Raw genomic sequence first — 19,044 nt, 5'->3', positions numbered from 1 at the left:
GATTGATTTTTTTAGCGCCGGAAGAAAAGCCCGGCGCATCCAACGAATTGAAAACATTATATGCTCGCGACCCGCGGCAAACAGATGGCGACCGTTGTGCCGCTGTCCGGCTCGCTTTCCACCGTTACGAACCCGCCGGATTGGCTGGCCAGCGCATAGACTTGGCTCAGGCCGCAGCCCGCGCCTTTTTTATTCATTTTGGTTGTGAAAAACGGCTCGAAAACCCGTCCGAGGAGGTCCGGCGCAATGCCGGCGCCGGTGTCCGCGACGGCTATCGCCACATAGTCTCCGGGCCCCGCCCCGGCCGCCGCGGCGGCCTCTTCATCCAGCGTGCGAACGCCGGTCGAGAGCGTCAGGCTGCCGCCCCGCGGCATGGCCTCGCGCGCATTGTCCACGAGATTGAGAACCGCGGTCGTCAACAGCCGCGGATCGGCGCTGCAAAGCAGCGCCTGCGGCGCCACAGCCAGCTTGATGGACACGGCCTCCCCCGCCGCCCGGCCGAGAAGATCCCTGGAAGAGCTTATCAGCTCGTTGATGCATACCTCTTCGAGGTGCAGATCCTGGGGCCGCGCAAAAGCCATGAGGCTGTGGGTCAAGGTGGTGCCGCGCTCCACGCCGTGATTCAGCGCCGCAAGCAGGCGATCGGTCTTTTCACTGGCGGCGATGCGTTCGCTCAGCATTTCGAGGTTGCCGCCTATGACCATCAAAAGGTTGTTGAGGCCATGCGCCACTTCCCTGGCCAGTTGCCCGGCCGCTTCCATTTGCTGCGATTGGCGCAGCTTCCCGGCGGATAAATGGCCGCTGGTCACGTCGCTGACGACCCCGGCGATGCCCGCGGCCTCGCCATCGCGGCTGTAAGCGCGCCCTTTCAGGTGCACCCATCGGATCGCGCCATCGCTGGCGCGCCGTATGCGCTTCTCGAATTCGATCGATTCCCGGCGCGGGGCCTGGGCGAATGCCTCGATGACGGCCTCGCGGTCCTCGGCAAGGAATGCGGCGAACGCCTCTTGCAGCCGCCATCCGGACGGCGGCTTCGCATCGCCGAAGATCTCGTCGTAGCCGGCGGAGCGCCGCAGCAGGCCGCTTGCCAGGTCGAGGTCCCAGCAAGCGACCCCCGCGGCCCGCAGGGCATGCCGGACGGTGTCGTCGGCCTGGTGCCGGGCATTCGTCTTCATGGGCGCGACACGCCACGCCTGCTCGCGGCGATGGCGCGCAGCTTGGCGAGCAATTCGTCCATCGGAACCGGCTTGCACAGCTGGTCCGTGAAGCCCACGGCGCGCGCCTTGTCGCTATAGCCGTAGCCGGTAAGCGCTATGGCCGGCACGCCGGCGTTGCGCGAGCTTTTGCGCAAGGCGGCCAGCAAGGTATAGCCGTCCATATTGGGCATGCCGAGGTCCGAGACCAGGACATCGAAATCATCGCGGCCCAGGTGGCCGAGCGCGATCGCGCCGTCGCTGGCCGTCGTCACGATGGCTCCTTTCATTTCGCACAACGCGCTCAGCACGTCGAGCACGTCTTCGGAGTCGTCGACCAGGAGGATGCGCACGCCTTCCAGCTGTCCCTCCTCGACCTCCATGGGCCCTTCCAGCGGCGCGACAGCCCCGGTGACCAAAGGCAGCCAGAGGCTGAACGTCGAGCCCAGGCCCTCGCCCGGCGAACTTACGGCAACGCGGCCGCCATGCGCCTGGGCCAGTTGCGCGACCAGCGCCAGGCCTATGCCCAGACCGGTCCGGTTCCGTTCGTTGTGTTGGCGGTCCACCTGGCCGAACATGTCGAAGACCTTGTCCAGCGATTCGGCGGCGATGCCTATGCCGGTATCCCGCACATCGAGCCGCGCCTGGTCATTCTCGCGCACCAGCGTGACGGTGACTGCGCCCCCGGGCGGCGTGAACTTGATGGCATTGTTCAACAGGTTCCATATTATCTGTTCGATGCGCGTGACGTCGCCGTACAAGACCAGCGCGTCCTGGTCACTATGTTCCAGGCCCTGGGCCCGCAGGGCGATCTGGCCCGCCCGCGCCTGCGGGCCCACCGCCTCGACAATGGCGGCCGCGACCTCATGGAGCTTCAGCGGCGCCCGGTTCAGCCTGAGCTTGCCCGTTCTTACGCGCGAGAGGTCCAGCAGATCCGCGATGATCTGCGCCTGGCTGCGCACCGAGCGCCGGATCGCCTGAACGGCCTTGGCCGCGCGCGGCGATGCGGCCACCCCGGGCATGCGGGCAAGCAGGTCGGCGTTCAGCTGTATGAGGTTCAAGGGATGCCGCAGTTCGTGCGACATGATCGCGTTGAATTCGTCCTTCAGCACGTTGGACGCCTGGGTGCGCTGCAGATGCGATTGCTGCTCGTCCTCTTGCATGCGCTTGTCCGTCAGGTCGCGCGCGATCTTGGCGTAGCCAAGGAGGTCCCCGTCGACCATGGGATGAACCACGCCGCTGCAAAAGAAACGCGACCCGTCTTTGCGCACGTGCCAGCGGTCATCGTCCGCATGGCCCTCTTCGAGGGCCTTTCTGAGTTCCTGGGCGGGAACGCCGGCGGCGCGGTCCTCCGGCGTAAAGATGATATCGGCCAGTTGCCCCTCCACCTGCGAGGCCTCGTAGCCGAACATGAATTCCGCCGCGCGGTTCCAGCCGGTTATCCGCCCGGATTTGTCCATCGTGATGATGGCGAAATCAGTGGTGCTCTCCGCGACCAGCCGCAAGCGCTCCAGCCCTTCGCGCAGACGCTCTTCCGCCAGGCGCCGGCCGGTGATGTCCACGAAGTTCAGGACCGCGCCGTCTATGCGGTCCTCGGCGCTGCGGTAGGGCAGTATTCTCGCCAGGTAACAGCGGTTATCAGTGCTGCGCACCTCGCGCTCGACAAGCCGCAGGGACTCGAACGCTTCGGCGGTGTCGGCCATCATGCCGGCATACTCCAGCCTGTGGGTGATGTCCATGAGCGAACGGCCGTTATCCGCCGCGATCAGGTTGAACAGCGTGGCCGCCTTGGGCGTATACCATTTGACCCGCATGCAGCGGTCGACGAAGATGGTCGCGATATCGCTGGACGAAATGAGATTCTGCAGGTCGTCGTTTATCTTGACGGTCTCGTCCACTTTCGTCTTCAGTTCGCAATTCACGGTGATGAGCTCTTCATTCATCGACTGCAGCTCTTCCTTGCTGGTTTCAAGCTCCTCCGTGGCCGAGCGCAGCTCTTCGTTGATGGCCTGCAGCTCTTCATTGGACGCCTTCAATTCTTCCGTCGACGTATCGGAATGCTCTATCGTCTGCTGCAATTGGTCCGTGAGCGACTGGACTTCGTTTTCCAGGGTCTCCAGCGTCCTGTCCTGCGATTCGTCGAGCGGCCCGCTCTCGACCGATACCACCGGCCGCTCGGCCTCTTCGAAGATCAGCAGCACCAGCTTCTTGTCCCATTCCTGGTCCTTGAACGGCCGCGCGGCTATTCTTACATGAGCCTCGCGGCCCTCATGCCGAAGCGGCGCCAAGCGGCTGTCTATGGCGCCATCGGTCTTGATGGCCTGCAGCACCGCAGCGCGAAGCTCCACGCGCAAGGACGGATGCACCAGCGCCAGCAGGTTGTGGGAAGGCTCGCCGCCGACATGGCGCAAGTAGCGTCCGGCGCCATGGGACATGTGCAGGATCCGGAACGCCTGATCGATAAGGATGGTGGGCGGCCCATGCTGCTCGAGCGCTCGCTGATGGGCGCCGGAATATGAAAGGCGCTTGTCGCGTGGGCGTTCGACCTGGATAGGCGGGCGCACGGCCGACGCGATGGGCCCTTCTTTGGAAAACGCCGATGGGCGCATCGTGCCCGCCACCGTCGAGGCGCGGAAGATGCGGTTTTTCTTGTCTATCGCCGTGAACAGCTCGTCGGCGGCGTCCGCGGTTTCGGAGGTTCCCAGGAACAGATAGCCGCCCGGGCGCAAAGCCGCATGGAAAATCTTCAAGGCCTCGCGCTGCGCGCGGCGGTCCAGATAGATCAGGAGATTGCGGCAGGAAATCAAGTGCAGGCGCGAAAACGGCGGGTCGCGCAGGACATTATGCTGGGCGAAGAGGACGGTATCGCGGATTTTCTTGGCGATGGCGTAGCGCGCGCCCTCTTTGCTGAAGAACTGGCGCAGATACATCGGCGGGACGTCGGTGACGATGGATTCCGGGTATAGCGCCCGCCGCGCAATGGCGATCGCGCGCTCATCGACATCCGTGGCAAACACCTGGATATTCGGCGTCGTGTCCTGCACCGCGGCCTCGGCGGAAAGCACGATCGCAAGCGAGTAGGCTTCTTCGCCTGTGGAGCAGGCCGGCGCCCATACCCGTATGCCATCCTGCTCGCCGTCCCGGGCTTGCTCGATGATGTGCGGAATGACTTCGCGCTCCAAGGTCTCGAATGCTTCCCGGTCGCGGAAAAAATTGGTGACGCCGATGAGCATGTCGCCCAGCAGCGCTCCGGTTTCTTCATGGTGCTGTTCGAGATACGCCAGATACTGCGGCATGTCGCTTGCGCCGGTGACCTGCATGCGGCGCTCGATGCGCCTGAGCACCGTCGGGCGCTTATAGTGCTTGAAATCGTGGCCGGTGCGACAAGACAGCAGCCTGAGCGCCCCGACCAGGGCCGCTTCGGCCGCCTGGGCCCTGTCAGGGACGGAGCGCGAATGAGGCGCGCCATCGGCGTCATCGGAGCAGGGCAGCTCGATCCGCCGCGCATTGCCCCAAAGTTCCAGCAGCTTTTGCGGCATGTCCGCCGCCGGCAGGATGATGTCGACGACATTGCGTTCGATTGCGCTGCCCGGCATGCCATCGAATTCGGCGTCCTCGGGAAGCTGCGCCAGGGTCAGGCCACCCTGTTCCTTGATGCGGGCCATGCCGGCCGAACCGTCAGTGCCGCTGCCGGACAACACAATGGCGAAAGCGCGGGCCTTGTGGGCATCAGCCAGGGTCCGGAAGAACAGATCGATCGCAACCTGGCGCTCGCGCGGCCGCTGCGCCGCGCTTACCTGCAAATGGCCATCCCTCATTTCCAGGTTCATGGCCGGCGAGATCACATATACATGGTCCTTCTGGATCGCAACCTTGGCCTCCACCTGCAGGACAGGCATGCGCGTGACGCGCTGAATGATCTGGTCGACGTTGCTTTCGTGCTCGGGCGACAGATGCAGTATCACTACGAAGGCCATGCCGAAGTCGCGCGGCATATGCTCGAAAAACTGCAAAAGGGCCTCGATTCCTCCCGCCGAGGCTCCCAACCCTACGACGGGAAAAGTCAGCTCATTGGAAATGAGCTGCTCCGTGTCGGCAGGCGCGGCTTCCTTTTCTGGATGTTTCATGCCCGGCCTTGCCTTCAGTCGACGGCAAGCATGACCTTGCCTATGGCCGAGCCTGACTCGAGCATTTCATGGGCCTGGACGATCTGGTCCAGCCTGTAGCGCATGGCAATGTTGTGCTTGAGCGTGCCGGCCAGCAAGGCCTGGGTCACGGCGGCTATGGCCTGGTCATGGGCCTTGCGGCTCATGGCGTACACCAGCACACAGCGCAGCGTGGCATTGAGCCCCACCAGCGGCCAGAACGGCAGGGCCGGCACCGGCACCTGGTCGGAGGCATACGAGGCGATGACGCCATTGGGTTTCAGCACCTTCAGGCTGGTTTCCAGGTTGGCGCCAAAGGCCACGTCGACGATGCGGTCCACAGCGCGGCCGTCCGGAACGCCGGTAATTTCGGCGATGCGGGCCACGATATCGTCATCGAGGCGATAAAGGATATGATCGGCGCCGGCCTGCCGCGCGACATCGGCCTGTTCCCGGGTGCGCACGGTGGTGATGACCGTGGCCCCCGCCAGCCTGGCGAACTGAATGGCATAAAAACTCACGGCGCCCGAGCCGCCCGTAACCAGCACGACCTGCCCGGCCACCGGGCCATCGGCCATCACGCTGTAATGGGCGGTCAATGCCGGCACGCCCAGGCAGGCGCCTTCTTCGTAGGAAACCGCGTCGGGCAGGCTGACCGCGTTGATGGAGGGCACCGCCGTATATTCGGCCGCGCAGCCGAAAGGGCGGCCCAGTTGCGCCTCGTATACCCAGACCCGCTCGCCCACGCGGCCCGCATCCACGCCGGGCCCGACGGCCTCGATGATGCCGGCCCCGTCTTGATGGGGCACCACCCGCGGAAACGGATTGCTGCGCGTTCCGCCGCCCTGGCGCGACTTGGTATCGGACGGATTGACGCCAGTGGCATGGACGCGCACCAGCACCTCGCCGGCCCGGGCCTCGGGCTTGGGCAGATCGCCGATTTCCAGGACCTCGCGCGCGGGCCCGCGCCTGTCATACCAGGCTGCTTTCATCAGATCTCCTGTGCGCCGGCATCGCCGGCCGGCAAAGTCTCGACAGGCCCTAGAGTAATGCCCAGGCCGCCGCCAGCGCAAGCGCAGCGCCAACGAGCCGCCCGGACACCTCGCGCCCACCCCGGTTTGGCGATAAGCCAGGCATCCATAGCCAGCCGGGCATACGCGAATTCGACAGCAAGAGACGGAGTGCCGCGCGGCCAGGATCCGCGTAGACTGTCTTGCATCCGAACGGATTTCGATGGAGGCCTGAGCTACCATGCATGGCACTAGCGCCGGCAAGCCCGCTGACAGCGGGACGCCGCATTTTGACGAGCCGGGCCGCGCGACTAGCGGGGAAATCGGCCGGCGCGCGGCCGAAGGAATTGCAATGATACGCGCGGACCTCTCCGAGGCCGCCTACCGCCGCGCCGAAGGCTACCTGGCCGGCCTCGATGCGGACTGGGCCAGGCATATCGCCGCCATCGGGCCATGCCGGCTCGCCGCCAAGCCGGCGCGCGAACCCTACGAGGCGCTGCTGCGGGCGGTGGCCTACCAGCAGTTGCATGCCAGGGCCGGCGACGCCATTGTTGGACGCCTGCTGGCTTTGTATGCCGACGCGAGCTTCCCGTCGCCGCGGCAGATACTGGACACCGACCCTGAATTGCAGCGCCAATGCGGGTTTTCGGCGGCCAAGCTGGCCACGATACGCGGTATTGCGCAGGCGGCGCTGGAAGGCGTGGTGCCCGCGCGCGCGCAGGCCATGGCGATGGCCGACGAAGCGCTCATCGAGCGCCTCGTGCCGCTGCGCGGCGTGGGCCGCTGGACAGTCGAAATGCTCCTGATCTATACCCTGGAGCGCTCCGACATCCTGCCCGCCGACGACTGGGGCGTGCGCGAAGGCTATCGGCGCCTGAAGGGCCTGCAGGCCGCGCCGGCCCGCAGGAAAATGGCTGAAATCGGCCAGGCATGGAGCCCGTACCGGACCATTGCCGCCTGGTACTTGTGGCGCGTCCCCGCGACCTGATCCTCGAATTTGACCGCAAGGGCCGGAGTGTTCTTCAATGGGAAACCGCCTACATTGCCTCATTGGATGAAAAAACGGACAAGGCCATGAAACATCAATCCCGCGCCGCCCCGGCCGCAGCCGGCGCAACGCAACGCGATCCCCGCTGGGCGGCCGTCCTGGCGCGCGATCCGGCGGCCGACGGGAACTTCGTCTACGCCGTGAAGACTACCGGCGTCTATTGCCGGCCCAGCAGCCCCTCGCGGCTGCCGAAGGCCGAGAATGTGGAATTCTTCGACAGCCCCGCGGCCGCCGAGGCGGCCGGCTACCGGCCCAGCCGGCGGGCGGCGGCGGACCGCAGCCTGGTGGCCGCCCGGCATAACGCCCTGATTGCCCAAGCCTGCCGGTATATCGAAACCGCCGAGGCTCCGCCCATGCTCGATGAACTGGCCGAGCGCGCGCAGATGAGCAGTTACCATTTTCACCGCGTATTCAAGTCCATCACAGGCTTGACGCCAAAGGCCTATGCGGCCGCGCATCGCGCGCGCAAGATGCGCAGCGGGCTGGGCGGCAAGGAATCCATCACGGACGCCATCTATGATGCCGGCTTCAATTCGAACAGCCGCTTCTATGAAGGGGCGAACCAGAGGCTGGGCATGCGTCCGAAAGACTACCGGGCCGGCGGCGCCAATACGGATATCCGTTTCGCGGTGGGCGAATGCTCGCTGGGCTCCATCCTGGTTGCCCAGAGCGAACGCGGCGTTTGCGCCATTCTGATGGGCGAAGATCCCGACAGGCTGCTGCGCGACCTCCAGGATCAATTCCCCAATGCCAATCTTGTCGGAGCGGACGCCGGTTTTGAAGAAGTGGTCGCCAAGGTGGTGGGCCTGGTCGAAGCGCCGGCCCTGGGCTTGAATTTGCCGCTGGACGTGCGGGGCACCGCCTTCCAGGAACGAGTCTGGCAGGCGCTGCGCGAAATCCCGGTCGGCGCCACCGCTTCCTATGCCGAGATCGCGCAGCGCATAGGCATGCCCAAAGCCGTGCGGGCGGTCGCCCAGGCTTGCGGCGCCAATCACCTGGCCGTCGCCATCCCCTGCCACCGCGTGGTGCGCAGCGACGGCAATATTTCCGGCTATCGCTGGGGGGTGGAACGCAAGAGCAAGCTCCTGGATAGGGAAACATCGCGATGACGCCGCGAAACACGGGGCGGCCGGGCCGGCGCCATGCGCTGGATATGTGGTGTCACGCCTGAAGCATCAGGCGATCGCCAGGGCGAACCGGAACACCGCCCCCGGTTCGCCGTCGGCCATCCTGATTTCGCTGCCATGCAATTGCAGCATGCGCTGCACGATGATCAGGCCCAGCCCGCCGCTTTCGTGGGCGGTGCGCAGCGGCGCCGGCGACCGGGCAAACAGACCCGCGCGCAGCGACGCGGGAATGCCGGTGCCGGTATCGCTGACTTCGACCTGCACGGCTCCCGGCGCCGCCAGCAGGCGCACGGTGATTTGCGTGCCCGGCGGGTTGTGGCGTATGGCATTGTCCAGCAGATTGGTCAATACGCGCTCTATCATGCCCAGGTCGGCGCGCACCGCCGGGACAGCCTGCGGGATCTCGACCGCCAGCCGCTGGCGGCGCGCCTCGGCCGCCAGCTCGAACTTCTGCAGCACGTCCTGCACCAGGTCGGGCAGAGCGAATGCTTCGAGCTCGGGCTGCACCAGGCCTGATTCCAGGCGCGCCAGCTCGAAAAGCTCCTGCGCCAGGCGGCCCACTTTGCTGCTTTGGCCCAGCGCAATATCCAGGTAGCGGCGGCGGTCCGCCGGGCTGAGGCTTTCATCCTTGACGCGCAAAGTCTCCAGGTAGCCGTGCAGGGACGTCAAGGGCGTGCGCAAGTCGTGGGAAATGTTCGCAACCAGGTCGCGGCGCTGCTGATCCTGCCGCGTCAGTTCGCGCCACTGCTCGGCAATGCGCTGCCCCATCTGCGCAAAGGCAACGCGCAGGACGGTGATTTCATCGCCGCGGGCATCCCGCGCCGTATCAGCCATCAGCGACGCCGCCAGTTCGCCGTCGCCGTCGAAATTCCGCACCGTCTGCGTGAGCGCGCGCAAGGGGCGCGTGATCAGCCGGAACGCGATCAAGCCCATGGCCAGGCACAGCAAGGCTGCGATGCCCATGGTCAACAAGGCCACGCGCAGGGCCGAGTTGGCGGACAGATCCGCGACCAGCGCGTCGTGGGCTTCACCCTGCAGGACCACATACACGTAGCCCGCGTCTTTGCCGTCGACCCGCAGCGCCGCGGCGCTGAAAACCTTGCGCACCGCGGCATTGCGCGGATCGTCGCCCAGCACCGGCAAAGGCGCGCCGGACAAATAGCGGCGCACCGGCGCCAGGTCCACGCGGTCGCGTTTCACGTGGCCTTCGGGCGCGGCATTGCCGACGATGCGGCCATCGTTGGACAGCAGATACAGCTCGACCGACGGGTTCACCGCCATCAGCTTGTCGAAGAGCGCGCGCACCGCGCCAGGCCGCCAGCCGCTTACATCCATGAGCTCGGCCGTGCCGGCGATATGCTCGGCCAGGCCGCTGGACAGGCGCTGCACGATTTCTTGCTCGTGGCGAGTGCTGGCATTGACCTGCAGCCACACTGACACGCCGCTGCAGGCCAGCAGCAGGACCGCGAACACCGCGGATAAACGCTGTGTAAGCGTCAGGTGCCTCACGCCGGGTTCTCCGCGCCGGACTCGCCGGCGAACTTATAGCCGCGCCCCCATACCGTGAGTATGCGGCGGGGCTCGGCCGGGTCCTCCTCGATCTTGTTGCGCAAGCGGTTGATATGCGTGTTCACGGTGTGCTCGTAGCCATCGTGCTGGTAGCCCCAGACCTCATTGAGCAAGCCCAGCCGCGAGAAGACCTGATCGGGATTGCGCACAAAGAAATACAGCAGGTCGAATTCCCGCGGCGTCAAGTCCAGCATCCTGCCATCGAGGGTGGCCGCGCGGGCCAGCGGGTCGATGGATATCCCGTGGCGCACCAGCAAGCCCGCGTCCATGCGCGCATTACGGGCCAAGGCGTCAGCGCGCCGCAGCAAGGCCCTGACGCGGGCGACCAGTTCCAGCATGGAAAAGGGCTTGGCCAGGTAATCGTCGGCGCCGAGCTCCAGGCCCAGGATGCGGTGCACCTCGCTGGAGCGCGCACTGGTGATGATGATGGGCGTATAGCGCGCCATTGCCCGCGCCCGTTTGCAGATTTCCAGGCCATCCACGCCGGGCAGCATCAAGTCCAGCACCAGCGCGTCCCAATTGCCCGCGTCGAGCATGCGCATGCCGGCCGTGCCATCGGCCGCATGCTCCACGACATAGCCCTCGTCGCACAGGTGCATGCGCAACAGCTCGGCGATGTGGGCGTCGTCCTCGACGATCAGGACGCGTTTGGCTGGCTGCACGGATGAACTCCCCAATGGATGCATGGAGCTATTATCGTTCATTGCGAAGACTGCATTTATCACATTTATTTTAAGTTTGCGTGAGGACTTCGACATTGCGCATGGGGAACAATAGGCGCCAATGAACTGGATCGCCCGGGAGCACACCATGAGATACACACGCAGGCTATTTCTGAGCGCTGGCGGCGCCCTGGCGGCTGGGCTGCTGGGCGGCTTGGCCGCCAGGCACGGCGGGGCCAGCGCCCAGGCGGCGCAGGCCGTCTTTCCCGTCAGCCACACAGACGCGGAATGGCGCCAGTTGCTGTCCCCCGCGCAATACCAGGTGCTGCGTCGGGAAGGAACGGAACGCCCCTATTCCAGCCCGCTCAACGACGAGCACCGCAAGGGCGTGTTCGCCTGCGCGGGCTGCGGGCAACAACTGTATTCATCGGATACCAAGTTCGAGAGCGGCACCGGCTGGCCCAGCTTCTATCAGCCGCTGGAACATGCCGTCGGCGAAACGCGCGACAGCAGCCTGGGCATGCTGCGCACGGCCGTGCATTGCAGCCGCTGCGGCGGGCACCTGGGCCATGTCTTCGACGATGGCCCCAAGCCGACCGGACTGCGCTATTGTATGAATGGCGTCGCCATGGTTTTCCACCCGGCCGCGGCGTGACGGCGCCCGGCGGGCCGCCTTGCCGGGCACGCCCATAACTCGACCACCAGGAGCCGCATCATGACCAGGCATACCTGCACCAACCCAAGCCGCGCGGCGGCCACGCGCCTTGGCGCCGCCGCCCTGCTCGCCATCGCGGCGCTGGCCTGCGGCATCGGCCGGACTCATGCGGCCGAACGGGCATTTGTCATAGCGCCGCCGGCCATGGACGAGCCGGCATCGCCATCCCATAAAGAAAAAACCGCGGTGTTTGCCGGCGGCTGCTTCTGGGGCGTCCAGGCCGTATTCCAGCATGTGAAAGGCGTCAATCAGGCCTTGTCGGGCTATGCCGGCGGCAAGGCGGACAGCGCGCATTACGACGACGTCAGCACGGGCCGCAGCGGCCATGCCGAATCGGTGCAGGTCACCTACGACCCCGCGCAGATCAGCTACGGCCAGTTGCTGCAAATCTTTTTTTCGGTTGCGCATGACCCCACGCAACTCAACCGGCAAGGCCCCGACACCGGCACCCAGTACCGCTCCACGATCTTTGCCGCCAATAGCCAGCAACACGAAATCGCGCAAGCCTATATCCAGCAGCTGGACAAGTCGGGCGTATACCCCAGGCCGCTGGCCACCACGATCGAAGACCACAAGGACTTCTACCCGGCCGAAACCTATCACCAGGATTATCTGGCGCACAACAAGCACAGCATGTATATCATCATCAACGATCTACCCAAGGTCGCCAACCTGGCCAAGGTGTTCAGCGACCGCTATCGGGACGCGCCGGTGCTGGTGAACAGGTAGGCGGCAGACAGCATACGCGGGCGGGCGCGCCTGTTTTTTTCCATGGACCAGCCGGAACACAAGGAGCAAAGGCATGACTGCCTCCACCACATACGCAATCCCCGCCGGCGCCACGCGACCACGGCCGCCATGCCCTTGAAAGACCGCCTGTCCTGCGCGGAAGTCCTGGCGCGGCACCTGCAGTCCTTGCTGCGCCTCGATCCCCGCCTGTCGGAAGTCCATGCCATCGCCGGGCCTTTTGCGCCACGCATCCGCGAACCGGGCTTTGCCGGGCTTGCCCGCATCGTTTGCGGCCAGCAAGTGTCGGTGGCAAGCGCCAATGCCATCTGGAACCGCCTGGAAGCGCAATTGGGCGCCGTCACGCCAGAGCGGTTCCTGGACCTGGATGAAGAAGGATCGCGCAGCGTCGGCCTTTCGCGCAGCAAGTACCGCAGCCTGACTGATCTGGCCGAAGTGGTGGCCGCGGGCGGCCTGGATTTTGCCGCCGTCGCAGAGCTTCCCGCCGAGGCGGCGATCGCCGAGCTCACAAGACATAAGGGCATAGGGCCGTGGACGGCGGAAATTTACCTTATGTTCTGCGCGGGCCATCCCGATATCTTCCCCGCCGGGGACCTGGCCTTGCAGAAGGCCGTGGGCGACGCATTCGGCATGGAGCCCCATCCCGACCGGCGCGCGCTCATGGCGCTCGCCGCCAGGTGGGCGCCATATCGCGCCACCGCCGCCCTCCTGTTCTGGCGATTCTATGCCGCGAGGCGCAAGCGCGAAGGCCTGGCGCTGTGATGGCCGGCCATCTTCTTTCCATGTAAAAACGAGGCTCCAATGACCCGCACTGTCGCCGAAAAACGCGCCCTTTTCCGCGCACTTCACGAACAAGGCTGCTTCGTGCTGCCCAACCCCTGGGACGCGGGCAGCGCCCGCTACCTGCAGGGCCTGGGCTTCAAGGCCCTGGCCACGACAAGCTCCGGCCTCGCCTGGTCGCTCGGCCATGCCGATGGCGCCCTCCCAAGAGACGTGATCCTCGCCCATTTGCGGGAAATGGTTGCGGCGGCGGACCTGCCCGTGAACGCCGATTTCGAAAGCGGCTTCGCGCCCGACGCGCAAGGCGTTGCGGAAAGCGTGCGGCTGGCTGTCGAGACCGGCGTGGCGGGCCTGTCCATCGAGGATTCGACTGGCCTTGCGGCAAACCCGCTTTATGAGATCGACGTCGCAGTGGCCAGGCTGCGCGCCGCGCGCGCCGCCATCGACAAGGCGGGGGGCGACACCCTTCTGGTCGGACGCGCGGAGAATTTCTTCGTGGGGCGGCCGGACCTCGAAGATACCATCGCCAGGCTCAAGGCCTATGCCCAGGCCGGCGCCGATTGCCTGTACGCGCCGGGCATCCGCACGCGCGGACAGATCGCGGCCGTGGTCGCCGCTGTTGCGCCCAAGCCGGTCAATCTGCTCGTCGGGGCGGCCAGCGAACTCACCCTGCAGGATATCGCCGACCTCGGCGTCAGACGCGTCAGCGTCGGCGGCGCGCTGGCGCGATCGGCCTGGGGCGGATTCATGCGCGCCGCCCGTTCCATCGCCGAGCAGGGCCGTTTCGACGGGTTTGCCGGCGCAGCGGCGGGCGACGAGCTCAATGCCTTCTTCCGCATGCCCGGGGAGTAGCGGCTCATGGGCGGCGGCCGCCTTCCAATGCGAGCAGCAGCTTTTTGACGCTTAGCCCGCCGGCGAACCCGGTGAGGTCCCCGGAGGTGCCTATCACGCGATGGCAGGGAGCGATAATCGAGATCGGATTCCTCCCATTTGCCGCGCCAACCGCCCGCTGCGCCTTTGCGCTGCCTATCTGCGCCGCAATGTCACTGTAACTACGGGTTTCCCCATAGGGAATGGTCAACAGCGCCTGCCAGACCTTTCTTTGAAATTCGGTTCCGGCAAAGCCCAGATCGAGCTCGAAATGCGCTCTTTTTCCCGCGAAATATTCATTCAGCTGCCTCTCGGTCTCGATCAGAACCGGATGGTTCCGCTCCTCGCGCATAGTGCCCAGCCGCACCCGGTCCGGCCTATCGTTTTCCCACAAAATTGCGGCCAGCTTGGACCCGTTCGCGACGAGCTTCAATTTGCCGGCGGGCGTATCCACCATCTTGTATGCGTAGGACATTTTCGACTCCTTGCGATTCCTTGAGTTCGGCTTGTATCGAGTATGGCGCCAGTGTAGAAGGCGGCCCCCGCCTTGGAACTCCGTTCCTTGCGCTTGAATCCGGCCCTGGCTCGCCGCCTTGGCCGGCAAGCCCAGGGCCGGATTCTGCTGGATTTATGACAAAATGGGGGATCCAGGAAATTACCGTAAATTTCAAGAAGCCACATGACCATTCAAGAAAATAACATTCCTCAACGACAATCGGGCGATCTTCTCGTCAACGCCGAGGCGCTGCGCGATTTCGTACGCCGCTTGTGGACGGCGGCTGGCAGCAGCGCGACCGAAGCCGGCCTGGTGGCCGACCATCTTGTGATGGCCAATCTTACCGGCCATGACTCCCACGGCGTGGGCATGATCCCGCGCTACGTCCGCTCGCTGCACGATGGCGTGCTGAAACTGAACCAGCATGCCGTGGTCGTGCGCGACGCCGGCGCCGTCCTGACGATAGATGGCGCCTGCGGCCTGGGGCAGGTGGTGGCGTACGAGGCCATCGATCACGGCATAGAGCGCGCAAAAAAGATAGGCATTTGCGCCGTGGGCCTGCGCAACGCGCATCATATCGGCCGCATAGGCCACTGGGCCGAGCAATGCGCAAGGCAAGGATTGGTTTCCTTCCACTTCGTGAACGTCGCCGGCAGCGCTCATGTCGCGCCGTGGGGCGGCAGCGACGGGCGTTTCGGCACCAATCCATTCTGCGCCGCTTTCCCACGCCAAGGCAAAGAGCCGCTGGTGCTCGATTTCGCCACCAGCGGTATCGCCCAGGGAAAGGCTCGCGTCGCTTACAACAAAGGCAGCCATGTGCCGGCGGGCTGCCTCATCGACCATCAAGGCGAGCCCACGACCGACCCCAGGGTGATGTTCGAAGAACCCCACGGCGCATTGCGCACCTTCGGACAGCACAAGGGCCACGGGCTGGCCATGATGTGCGAACTATTCTCCGGGGCGCTCACGGGGGGATACACGACCCACGCCGAAACCAGGATAACAAACAACGGGGTCATCAACTGCATGCTGTCGGTCATCATCGATCCGAAGGCATTCGACGCCGAGGATACCGAGGCCGAGGCCGAAGCTTTCATCGCATGGGTCAAGGCCTCGCCCAAATCGGCCGGCTGCGATGAAATCTACGCCCCGGGCGAACCGGAACGCCTGCGGCATGCCCAGCGGCGCCACAGCGGCATACCCATCGATACCGCCACCTGGGATGAAATCGAACGCGCCGCCACGGCGCTGGGCATGCCGGCGACGGAAATCGCCTCCGCCCTGGCGGCCTGATTCGACGGCGGCAGGCTTGATGCGGCGGGCTTGCGGCGGCCTGCCCCCTGCGCGGCCGGCCAGCGCTCAGTTATAAGCGGCCAAAGGCGGCGCCGTCAAAGTGAATTCCCTGGACGGCAGGAAGAGCACGATCACGGCCGCGGCCAACAAAAGGACGCCCGCGCTGCCAAAGGCCAGCCAGTGGGTGCCAAAGGTTTCGTAGCCCCAGCCGCCGAGCCAGGAACTGGCCATTGCGCCGACTTGATGGCCCAGGTAGGCACAGCCGTACAGCACGCCTACCAGCCGCACGCCATAGATATCGGCCAGGATGGCCGACGACATGGCGATGCTGCCGGCCCATACAATGCCGCCTATGGCGGCCGTGACATAGAGCTCCCAATGGGCGCCGGCCACCAGCAAGGCAAAGAAGCCGAGACCGCGGACGAAATAGATGGCGGCAAGGAGCTTCTTGCGCGGCAGGCTGTCCGAGATGCGGCCCAGCGCCAGGGTGCTGAAAATGGCCACCAGGCCGATGAGCCCTACGCCCAGCGAGCTGGTCGTGGCGTCGAAGCCGTGGTCCATCAGCATCGGGACACCGTGCGTGCCCAGCAGATTCATGCTGAATCCGCAAGCGAACAAGCCGAGCGTGATCTTCCAGAACGGCGCGGTGCGCAGCGCGTCGCGCAGCTTGAGGCTTTCCGGCCGGGAACCCATGCCTGCCGGCTGGGCGGCGACCTGTTCGGCGGTCTGGTCGGCATGCGGGGGCGCATCGTCGCGGATCACGAATAGCGCCATGGGAACGGTGAACACGGTATAGACCGCCGCGAACCCCAGAATGGTCGCCTGCCAGCCGGCGGCCTGGATCGCGCTGGTCAGCAGCGGCGTCATGATGGCTATCCCCGCCATCGAGCCGGTCGACAGAAAGAACAGGGCCATCCCCCGGCGGCGGATGAACCACCTGGCCAGCACCGGGGTAAGCGTGATCGGGCTGGCCAGGGCCAGGCCCAGCGACAGCAATATGCCAAAGGCGAGCAGGAAACTGACGGGATCGCGGGCATTGACCGTCCAGATCGACGCCGCCACGACAACGGCGTTGCCCAGCAACAGCACCGGGCGCGTGCCATGCCTGCCCACCAGATACCCCGCCAATGGCATGCCCAGGCCATAGCACAGCATGCCTATGGCGATAATGCCGGAGAGCAGGCTGCGGCTGAACCCCAGATCCTGGACCATGGGCAGGAAGAAAGGCCCGATGCCCATGCGCATGCCAACGGTCAGCAAGGTCAGCACAGTCGCCGCCGCGACGATATTCCACCCAAAATACCAACTGCCCATACGGTTTACAGCCACTGTTGTCTCCATGTTTCTTTTTTCCCCGCGCCAGCTGTCATTCCGGCGCCGTCGGGCCCATCGCCATGGGCGCGCCGCGGTTTCCCGCGAGGCGCGCGCCATATGGCAACTATACCTGACTGGCAATGCTGGAAAGGTCCAATGGGGCCGGCCTTATTGGCCGCTGCTGTTCCTGAACACGATTTCGTTCGGCAGGAGTATGTTCCGCGCGGGAATCGAATTCGACTCCAGGCGTTCGCACAAGCGGCCTACGGCGGCATCCACCATGGCCTCGATAGGCACGCGGACCGTCGTCAGGCCTATGCTGCGCCAGGCGCACATTGGAATGTCGTCGTAGCCAACCACCCATAGGTCACCGGGGATCGCGGCGTCGAGCGCCCGCGCGCCGTCCAGCGCGCCAATGGCGATGATATCGTTGACGCAGAAGATGCTATCCGGATTGTTGCGCTCCAGGAGGGTTTGCGCCGCCTCGAAGCCGGTCTGGTACGAGAAGTGCGCAACGCGCACGATTGCATCCTCGTCCATCCTGATGCCCCGCCTCAGCAATTCAGCCGTGTAGCCCGCCTCCCGATCGCGGATCGGACTCGGGCACGGCTGGCTCGCCGTGGTGATCAATCCCACGCGGCGCCGGCTGTGCTCATCGAAATAGCGCGCCACCAGCGCCCCGCCGGCGACATTGTCGCTGGATATCTGGTCGAACAGATCGGAGACCACGGTGCGATTCACGAGTATCAGGGGCTTGCGTTCCGCGATGCGCATGAGAAAAGGCAGCGCCGAATCCATGGCGGTGGCGACAATGACACCGTCCACGGGCGTCTCGGACAGGGCATGCATCGTCTCTTCGTCGAAATTCTCGGCTTCCCACACCGATGCGTACAGTCCTTTCCTGCGCAGCGCGCTGGACAGCAGTTGCAGCATGACGGGATATAGGGGATTGAGGGCCAGATTGGCGACGACCAGCGCTACCGTGTTTGTCCGGCGGGTACGCATCGACCGGGCCGCCGGACTCGGAAGATAGCCCAGCCTGGCTATGACGTCCAGCACCTCCTGCCGGGTTTTGGGAAGCACCAGGTCCGAGCCCTGCAGCACCCGCGACACCGTCGTTTGAGACACACCGGCCAGCTTGGCGATATCGCGGCTGGTCAAGGCCCTTTTAGACATGCTCAAGAATTGCTCTCCGGCAGATCTATGCCGGGGAAGATCTTGATGACCGCGCTGTCATCCTGCGCGCCATAACCCGACGTGGAAGCCTGCATGAACATCTGATGGGCCGTGGCCGATAGCGGCAGCGGAAACTTGCTGGCGCGGGCGAGATCCAGGACGAGGCCCAAATCCTTGACAAATATATCCACGGCGGATAATGGCGTATAGTCGGCCGCCAGCACATGGGCCATGCGGTTCTCGAACATCCAGCTATTGCCGGCGCTGTGCGTGATGACTTCGTACAGCGCCGCTGGGTCGACGCCTTCGCGCAGTCCCAGCGCCATCGCCTCGGCCGCCGCGGCGATATGCACCCCGGCAAGCAATTGGTTGATGACCTTGACCTTGCTGCCGGCGCCCGCGGAATCGCCCAGCTTGTACACCTTGGCCGCCATGGCGTGCAGGATTATTTCGCATCGCTCGTATGCCTCGGGCCGCGCCGAGGTCATCATGGTCATCTCACCGCTGGCCGCCCTGGCGGCTCCGCCGGAAATGGGCGCGTCCACGTACAGCAGGCCCTTTTCGAGCAGGCGCGCTTCCATCGCGGCGGACCAGTGGGGGTCCACAGTGGAGCACATCACGAATACGCTGCCCGGCTTCATCGCCGCGGCGCAGCCATCGCGCCCAAAAAGAACCGCTTCGGTCTGCGCTGCATTGACCACCACCGAGACGATCACCTCGCAATGGGCGGCCAGCGCGGCGGGCGTATCGTGCGCCTGGCCGCCATCCCTGGCAAACGCAGCGGCCGCGTCGGCGCGCACATCGGATACATGCACGCTGTAGCCTGCGCGCCGCAGCGATCCGGCCATGCCGCCGCCCATGGCACCCAATCCAATTACCCCGACGGAGTGCTTGTCCAT

Annotated in this window: 15 protein-coding genes and 1 pseudogene; 7 read left to right on the top strand and 9 right to left on the bottom strand. The window is 65.1% G+C overall.

Going from position 1 to position 19,044, the window contains the following annotated elements; genetic code table 11:
• Positions 1-56: 56 nt before the first annotated feature.
• Genes BUB23_RS06545 through BUB23_RS06535 form a run of 3 tightly spaced genes read right to left on the bottom strand, consistent with a single transcriptional unit; the run spans position 57 to position 6,330 of the window.
• Positions 57-1,175: a two-component system sensor histidine kinase NtrB gene (locus tag BUB23_RS06545; RefSeq protein WP_073102308.1), complete on the bottom strand. Its 1,119-nt coding sequence runs from the start codon at positions 1,173-1,175 to the stop codon at positions 57-59.
• Entirely contained in the window at positions 1,172-5,320 is a 4,149-nt protein-coding gene (locus BUB23_RS06540; protein ID WP_073102307.1) for a CheR family methyltransferase, read from the bottom strand. Before BUB23_RS06540 ends, BUB23_RS06545 begins: the two co-directional genes overlap by 4 nt.
• 14 nt (positions 5,321-5,334) lie before the next feature.
• Complete coding sequence (locus BUB23_RS06535; RefSeq protein ID WP_073102306.1) at positions 5,335-6,330, bottom strand: NADPH:quinone reductase; 996 nt, start codon at positions 6,328-6,330, stop codon at positions 5,335-5,337.
• Positions 6,331-6,700: 370 nt separating this feature from the next.
• On the opposite strand from BUB23_RS06535, the gene BUB23_RS06530 reads away from it, so the two are divergent.
• Both BUB23_RS06530 and ada read left to right on the top strand, forming a co-directional pair.
• Complete coding sequence (locus BUB23_RS06530) at positions 6,701-7,336, top strand: DNA-3-methyladenine glycosylase family protein (RefSeq protein ID WP_073102660.1); 636 nt, start codon at positions 6,701-6,703, stop codon at positions 7,334-7,336.
• A gap of 86 nt (positions 7,337-7,422) precedes the next feature.
• A complete protein-coding gene (gene ada / locus BUB23_RS06525; protein ID WP_073102659.1) occupies positions 7,423-8,505 on the top strand; it encodes a bifunctional DNA-binding transcriptional regulator/O6-methylguanine-DNA methyltransferase Ada in 1,083 nt (360 codons plus the stop codon).
• Between the two features lie 66 nt (positions 8,506-8,571).
• Here the strand turns inward: ada and BUB23_RS06520 are convergent, their stop codons facing one another.
• Together BUB23_RS06520 and BUB23_RS06515 are read right to left on the bottom strand one after the other, a co-directional pair.
• Complete coding sequence (locus BUB23_RS06520; RefSeq protein WP_073102305.1) at positions 8,572-10,032, bottom strand: sensor histidine kinase; 1,461 nt, start codon at positions 10,030-10,032, stop codon at positions 8,572-8,574.
• Positions 10,029-10,754, bottom strand: a complete 726-nt coding sequence (locus tag BUB23_RS06515) for a response regulator transcription factor (protein WP_143160903.1) — start codon at positions 10,752-10,754, stop codon at positions 10,029-10,031. The genes BUB23_RS06520 and BUB23_RS06515 overlap by 4 nt, the downstream gene beginning before the upstream one ends.
• Before the next feature lie 148 nt (positions 10,755-10,902).
• Here BUB23_RS06515 and msrB point away from each other — a divergent pair, with 148 nt between their 5' ends.
• Genes msrB through BUB23_RS06495 form a run of 4 tightly spaced genes read left to right on the top strand, consistent with a single transcriptional unit; the run spans position 10,903 to position 13,848 of the window.
• Positions 10,903-11,409, top strand: a complete 507-nt coding sequence (msrB, locus tag BUB23_RS06510; protein WP_073102303.1) for a peptide-methionine (R)-S-oxide reductase MsrB — start codon at positions 10,903-10,905, stop codon at positions 11,407-11,409.
• Between the two features lie 60 nt (positions 11,410-11,469).
• Complete coding sequence (gene msrA / locus BUB23_RS06505) at positions 11,470-12,198, top strand: peptide-methionine (S)-S-oxide reductase MsrA (protein WP_073102302.1); 729 nt, start codon at positions 11,470-11,472, stop codon at positions 12,196-12,198.
• A gap of 42 nt (positions 12,199-12,240) precedes the next feature.
• Positions 12,241-12,978 carry a DNA-3-methyladenine glycosylase family protein gene (locus tag BUB23_RS06500; RefSeq protein ID WP_245801185.1) on the top strand — a complete coding sequence of 246 codons (738 nt, stop codon included), beginning with the start codon at positions 12,241-12,243 and terminating at the stop codon, positions 12,976-12,978.
• A gap of 39 nt (positions 12,979-13,017) precedes the next feature.
• Positions 13,018-13,848, top strand: a complete 831-nt coding sequence (locus BUB23_RS06495) for an isocitrate lyase/PEP mutase family protein (protein WP_073102301.1) — start codon at positions 13,018-13,020, stop codon at positions 13,846-13,848.
• 13 nt (positions 13,849-13,861) lie between these two features.
• Here BUB23_RS06495 and BUB23_RS06490 read toward each other — a convergent pair.
• Positions 13,862-14,341 (bottom strand): annotated as a pseudogene (locus BUB23_RS06490) (methylated-DNA--[protein]-cysteine S-methyltransferase); the annotation flags it as partial.
• Between the two features lie 204 nt (positions 14,342-14,545).
• Here BUB23_RS06490 and BUB23_RS06485 point away from each other — a divergent pair.
• On the top strand, positions 14,546-15,655 hold the full coding sequence (locus tag BUB23_RS06485; protein WP_073102299.1) for a malate/lactate/ureidoglycolate dehydrogenase: 1,110 nt from the start codon (positions 14,546-14,548) through the stop codon (positions 15,653-15,655).
• 66 nt (positions 15,656-15,721) lie between these two features.
• Here BUB23_RS06485 and BUB23_RS06480 read toward each other — a convergent pair whose 3' ends face one another.
• The 3 genes from BUB23_RS06480 to ltnD form a co-directional block, all read right to left on the bottom strand.
• The gene (locus BUB23_RS06480) at positions 15,722-16,969 is read right to left on the bottom strand and encodes an MFS transporter (RefSeq protein ID WP_245801204.1); all 1,248 of its coding nucleotides are present in this window, start codon (positions 16,967-16,969) and stop codon (positions 15,722-15,724) included.
• Positions 16,970-17,137: 168 nt separating this feature from the next.
• Positions 17,138-18,145 (bottom strand): LacI family DNA-binding transcriptional regulator, encoded by a 1,008-nt coding sequence (locus BUB23_RS06475; protein WP_073102297.1) that lies wholly within the window; start codon positions 18,143-18,145, stop codon positions 17,138-17,140.
• 2 nt (positions 18,146-18,147) lie between these two features.
• On the bottom strand, positions 18,148-19,044 hold the full coding sequence (gene ltnD, locus BUB23_RS06470; RefSeq protein ID WP_073102296.1) for an L-threonate dehydrogenase: 897 nt from the start codon (positions 19,042-19,044) through the stop codon (positions 18,148-18,150).

This window comes from Pollutimonas bauzanensis (assembly GCF_900129885.1).
Classification (GTDB): domain Bacteria; phylum Pseudomonadota; class Gammaproteobacteria; order Burkholderiales; family Burkholderiaceae_B; genus Pollutimonas; species Pollutimonas bauzanensis.
Note: the sequence above shows the minus strand (reverse complement) of the source record. Positions and strands in the feature narration are given on the sequence as shown.

Bases quoted from the DNA above. Each gene is read 5' to 3' on its own strand.
- msrB (WP_073102303.1), top strand. From the start codon at position 10,903: ATGAGATACACACGCAGGCTATTTCTGAGCGCTGGCGGCGCCCTGGCG.
- msrA (WP_073102302.1), top strand. From the start codon at position 11,470: ATGACCAGGCATACCTGCACCAACCCAAGCCGCGCGGCGGCCACGCGC.
- BUB23_RS06545 (WP_073102308.1), bottom strand. From the start codon at position 1,175: ATGAAGACGAATGCCCGGCACCAGGCCGACGACACCGTCCGGCATGCC.
- ltnD (WP_073102296.1), bottom strand. From the start codon at position 19,044: ATGGACAAGCACTCCGTCGGGGTAATTGGATTGGGTGCCATGGGCGGC.
- BUB23_RS06495 (WP_073102301.1), top strand. From the start codon at position 13,018: ATGACCCGCACTGTCGCCGAAAAACGCGCCCTTTTCCGCGCACTTCAC.
- BUB23_RS06530 (WP_073102660.1), top strand. From the start codon at position 6,701: ATGATACGCGCGGACCTCTCCGAGGCCGCCTACCGCCGCGCCGAAGGC.
- BUB23_RS06485 (WP_073102299.1), top strand. From the start codon at position 14,546: ATGACCATTCAAGAAAATAACATTCCTCAACGACAATCGGGCGATCTT.
- ada (WP_073102659.1), top strand. From the start codon at position 7,423: ATGAAACATCAATCCCGCGCCGCCCCGGCCGCAGCCGGCGCAACGCAA.
- BUB23_RS06500 (WP_245801185.1), top strand. From the start codon at position 12,241: ATGGACCAGCCGGAACACAAGGAGCAAAGGCATGACTGCCTCCACCAC.
- BUB23_RS06475 (WP_073102297.1), bottom strand. From the start codon at position 18,145: ATGTCTAAAAGGGCCTTGACCAGCCGCGATATCGCCAAGCTGGCCGGT.
- BUB23_RS06535 (WP_073102306.1), bottom strand. From the start codon at position 6,330: ATGAAAGCAGCCTGGTATGACAGGCGCGGGCCCGCGCGCGAGGTCCTG.
- BUB23_RS06480 (WP_245801204.1), bottom strand. From the start codon at position 16,969: ATGGGCAGTTGGTATTTTGGGTGGAATATCGTCGCGGCGGCGACTGTG.
- BUB23_RS06540 (WP_073102307.1), bottom strand. From the start codon at position 5,320: ATGAAACATCCAGAAAAGGAAGCCGCGCCTGCCGACACGGAGCAGCTC.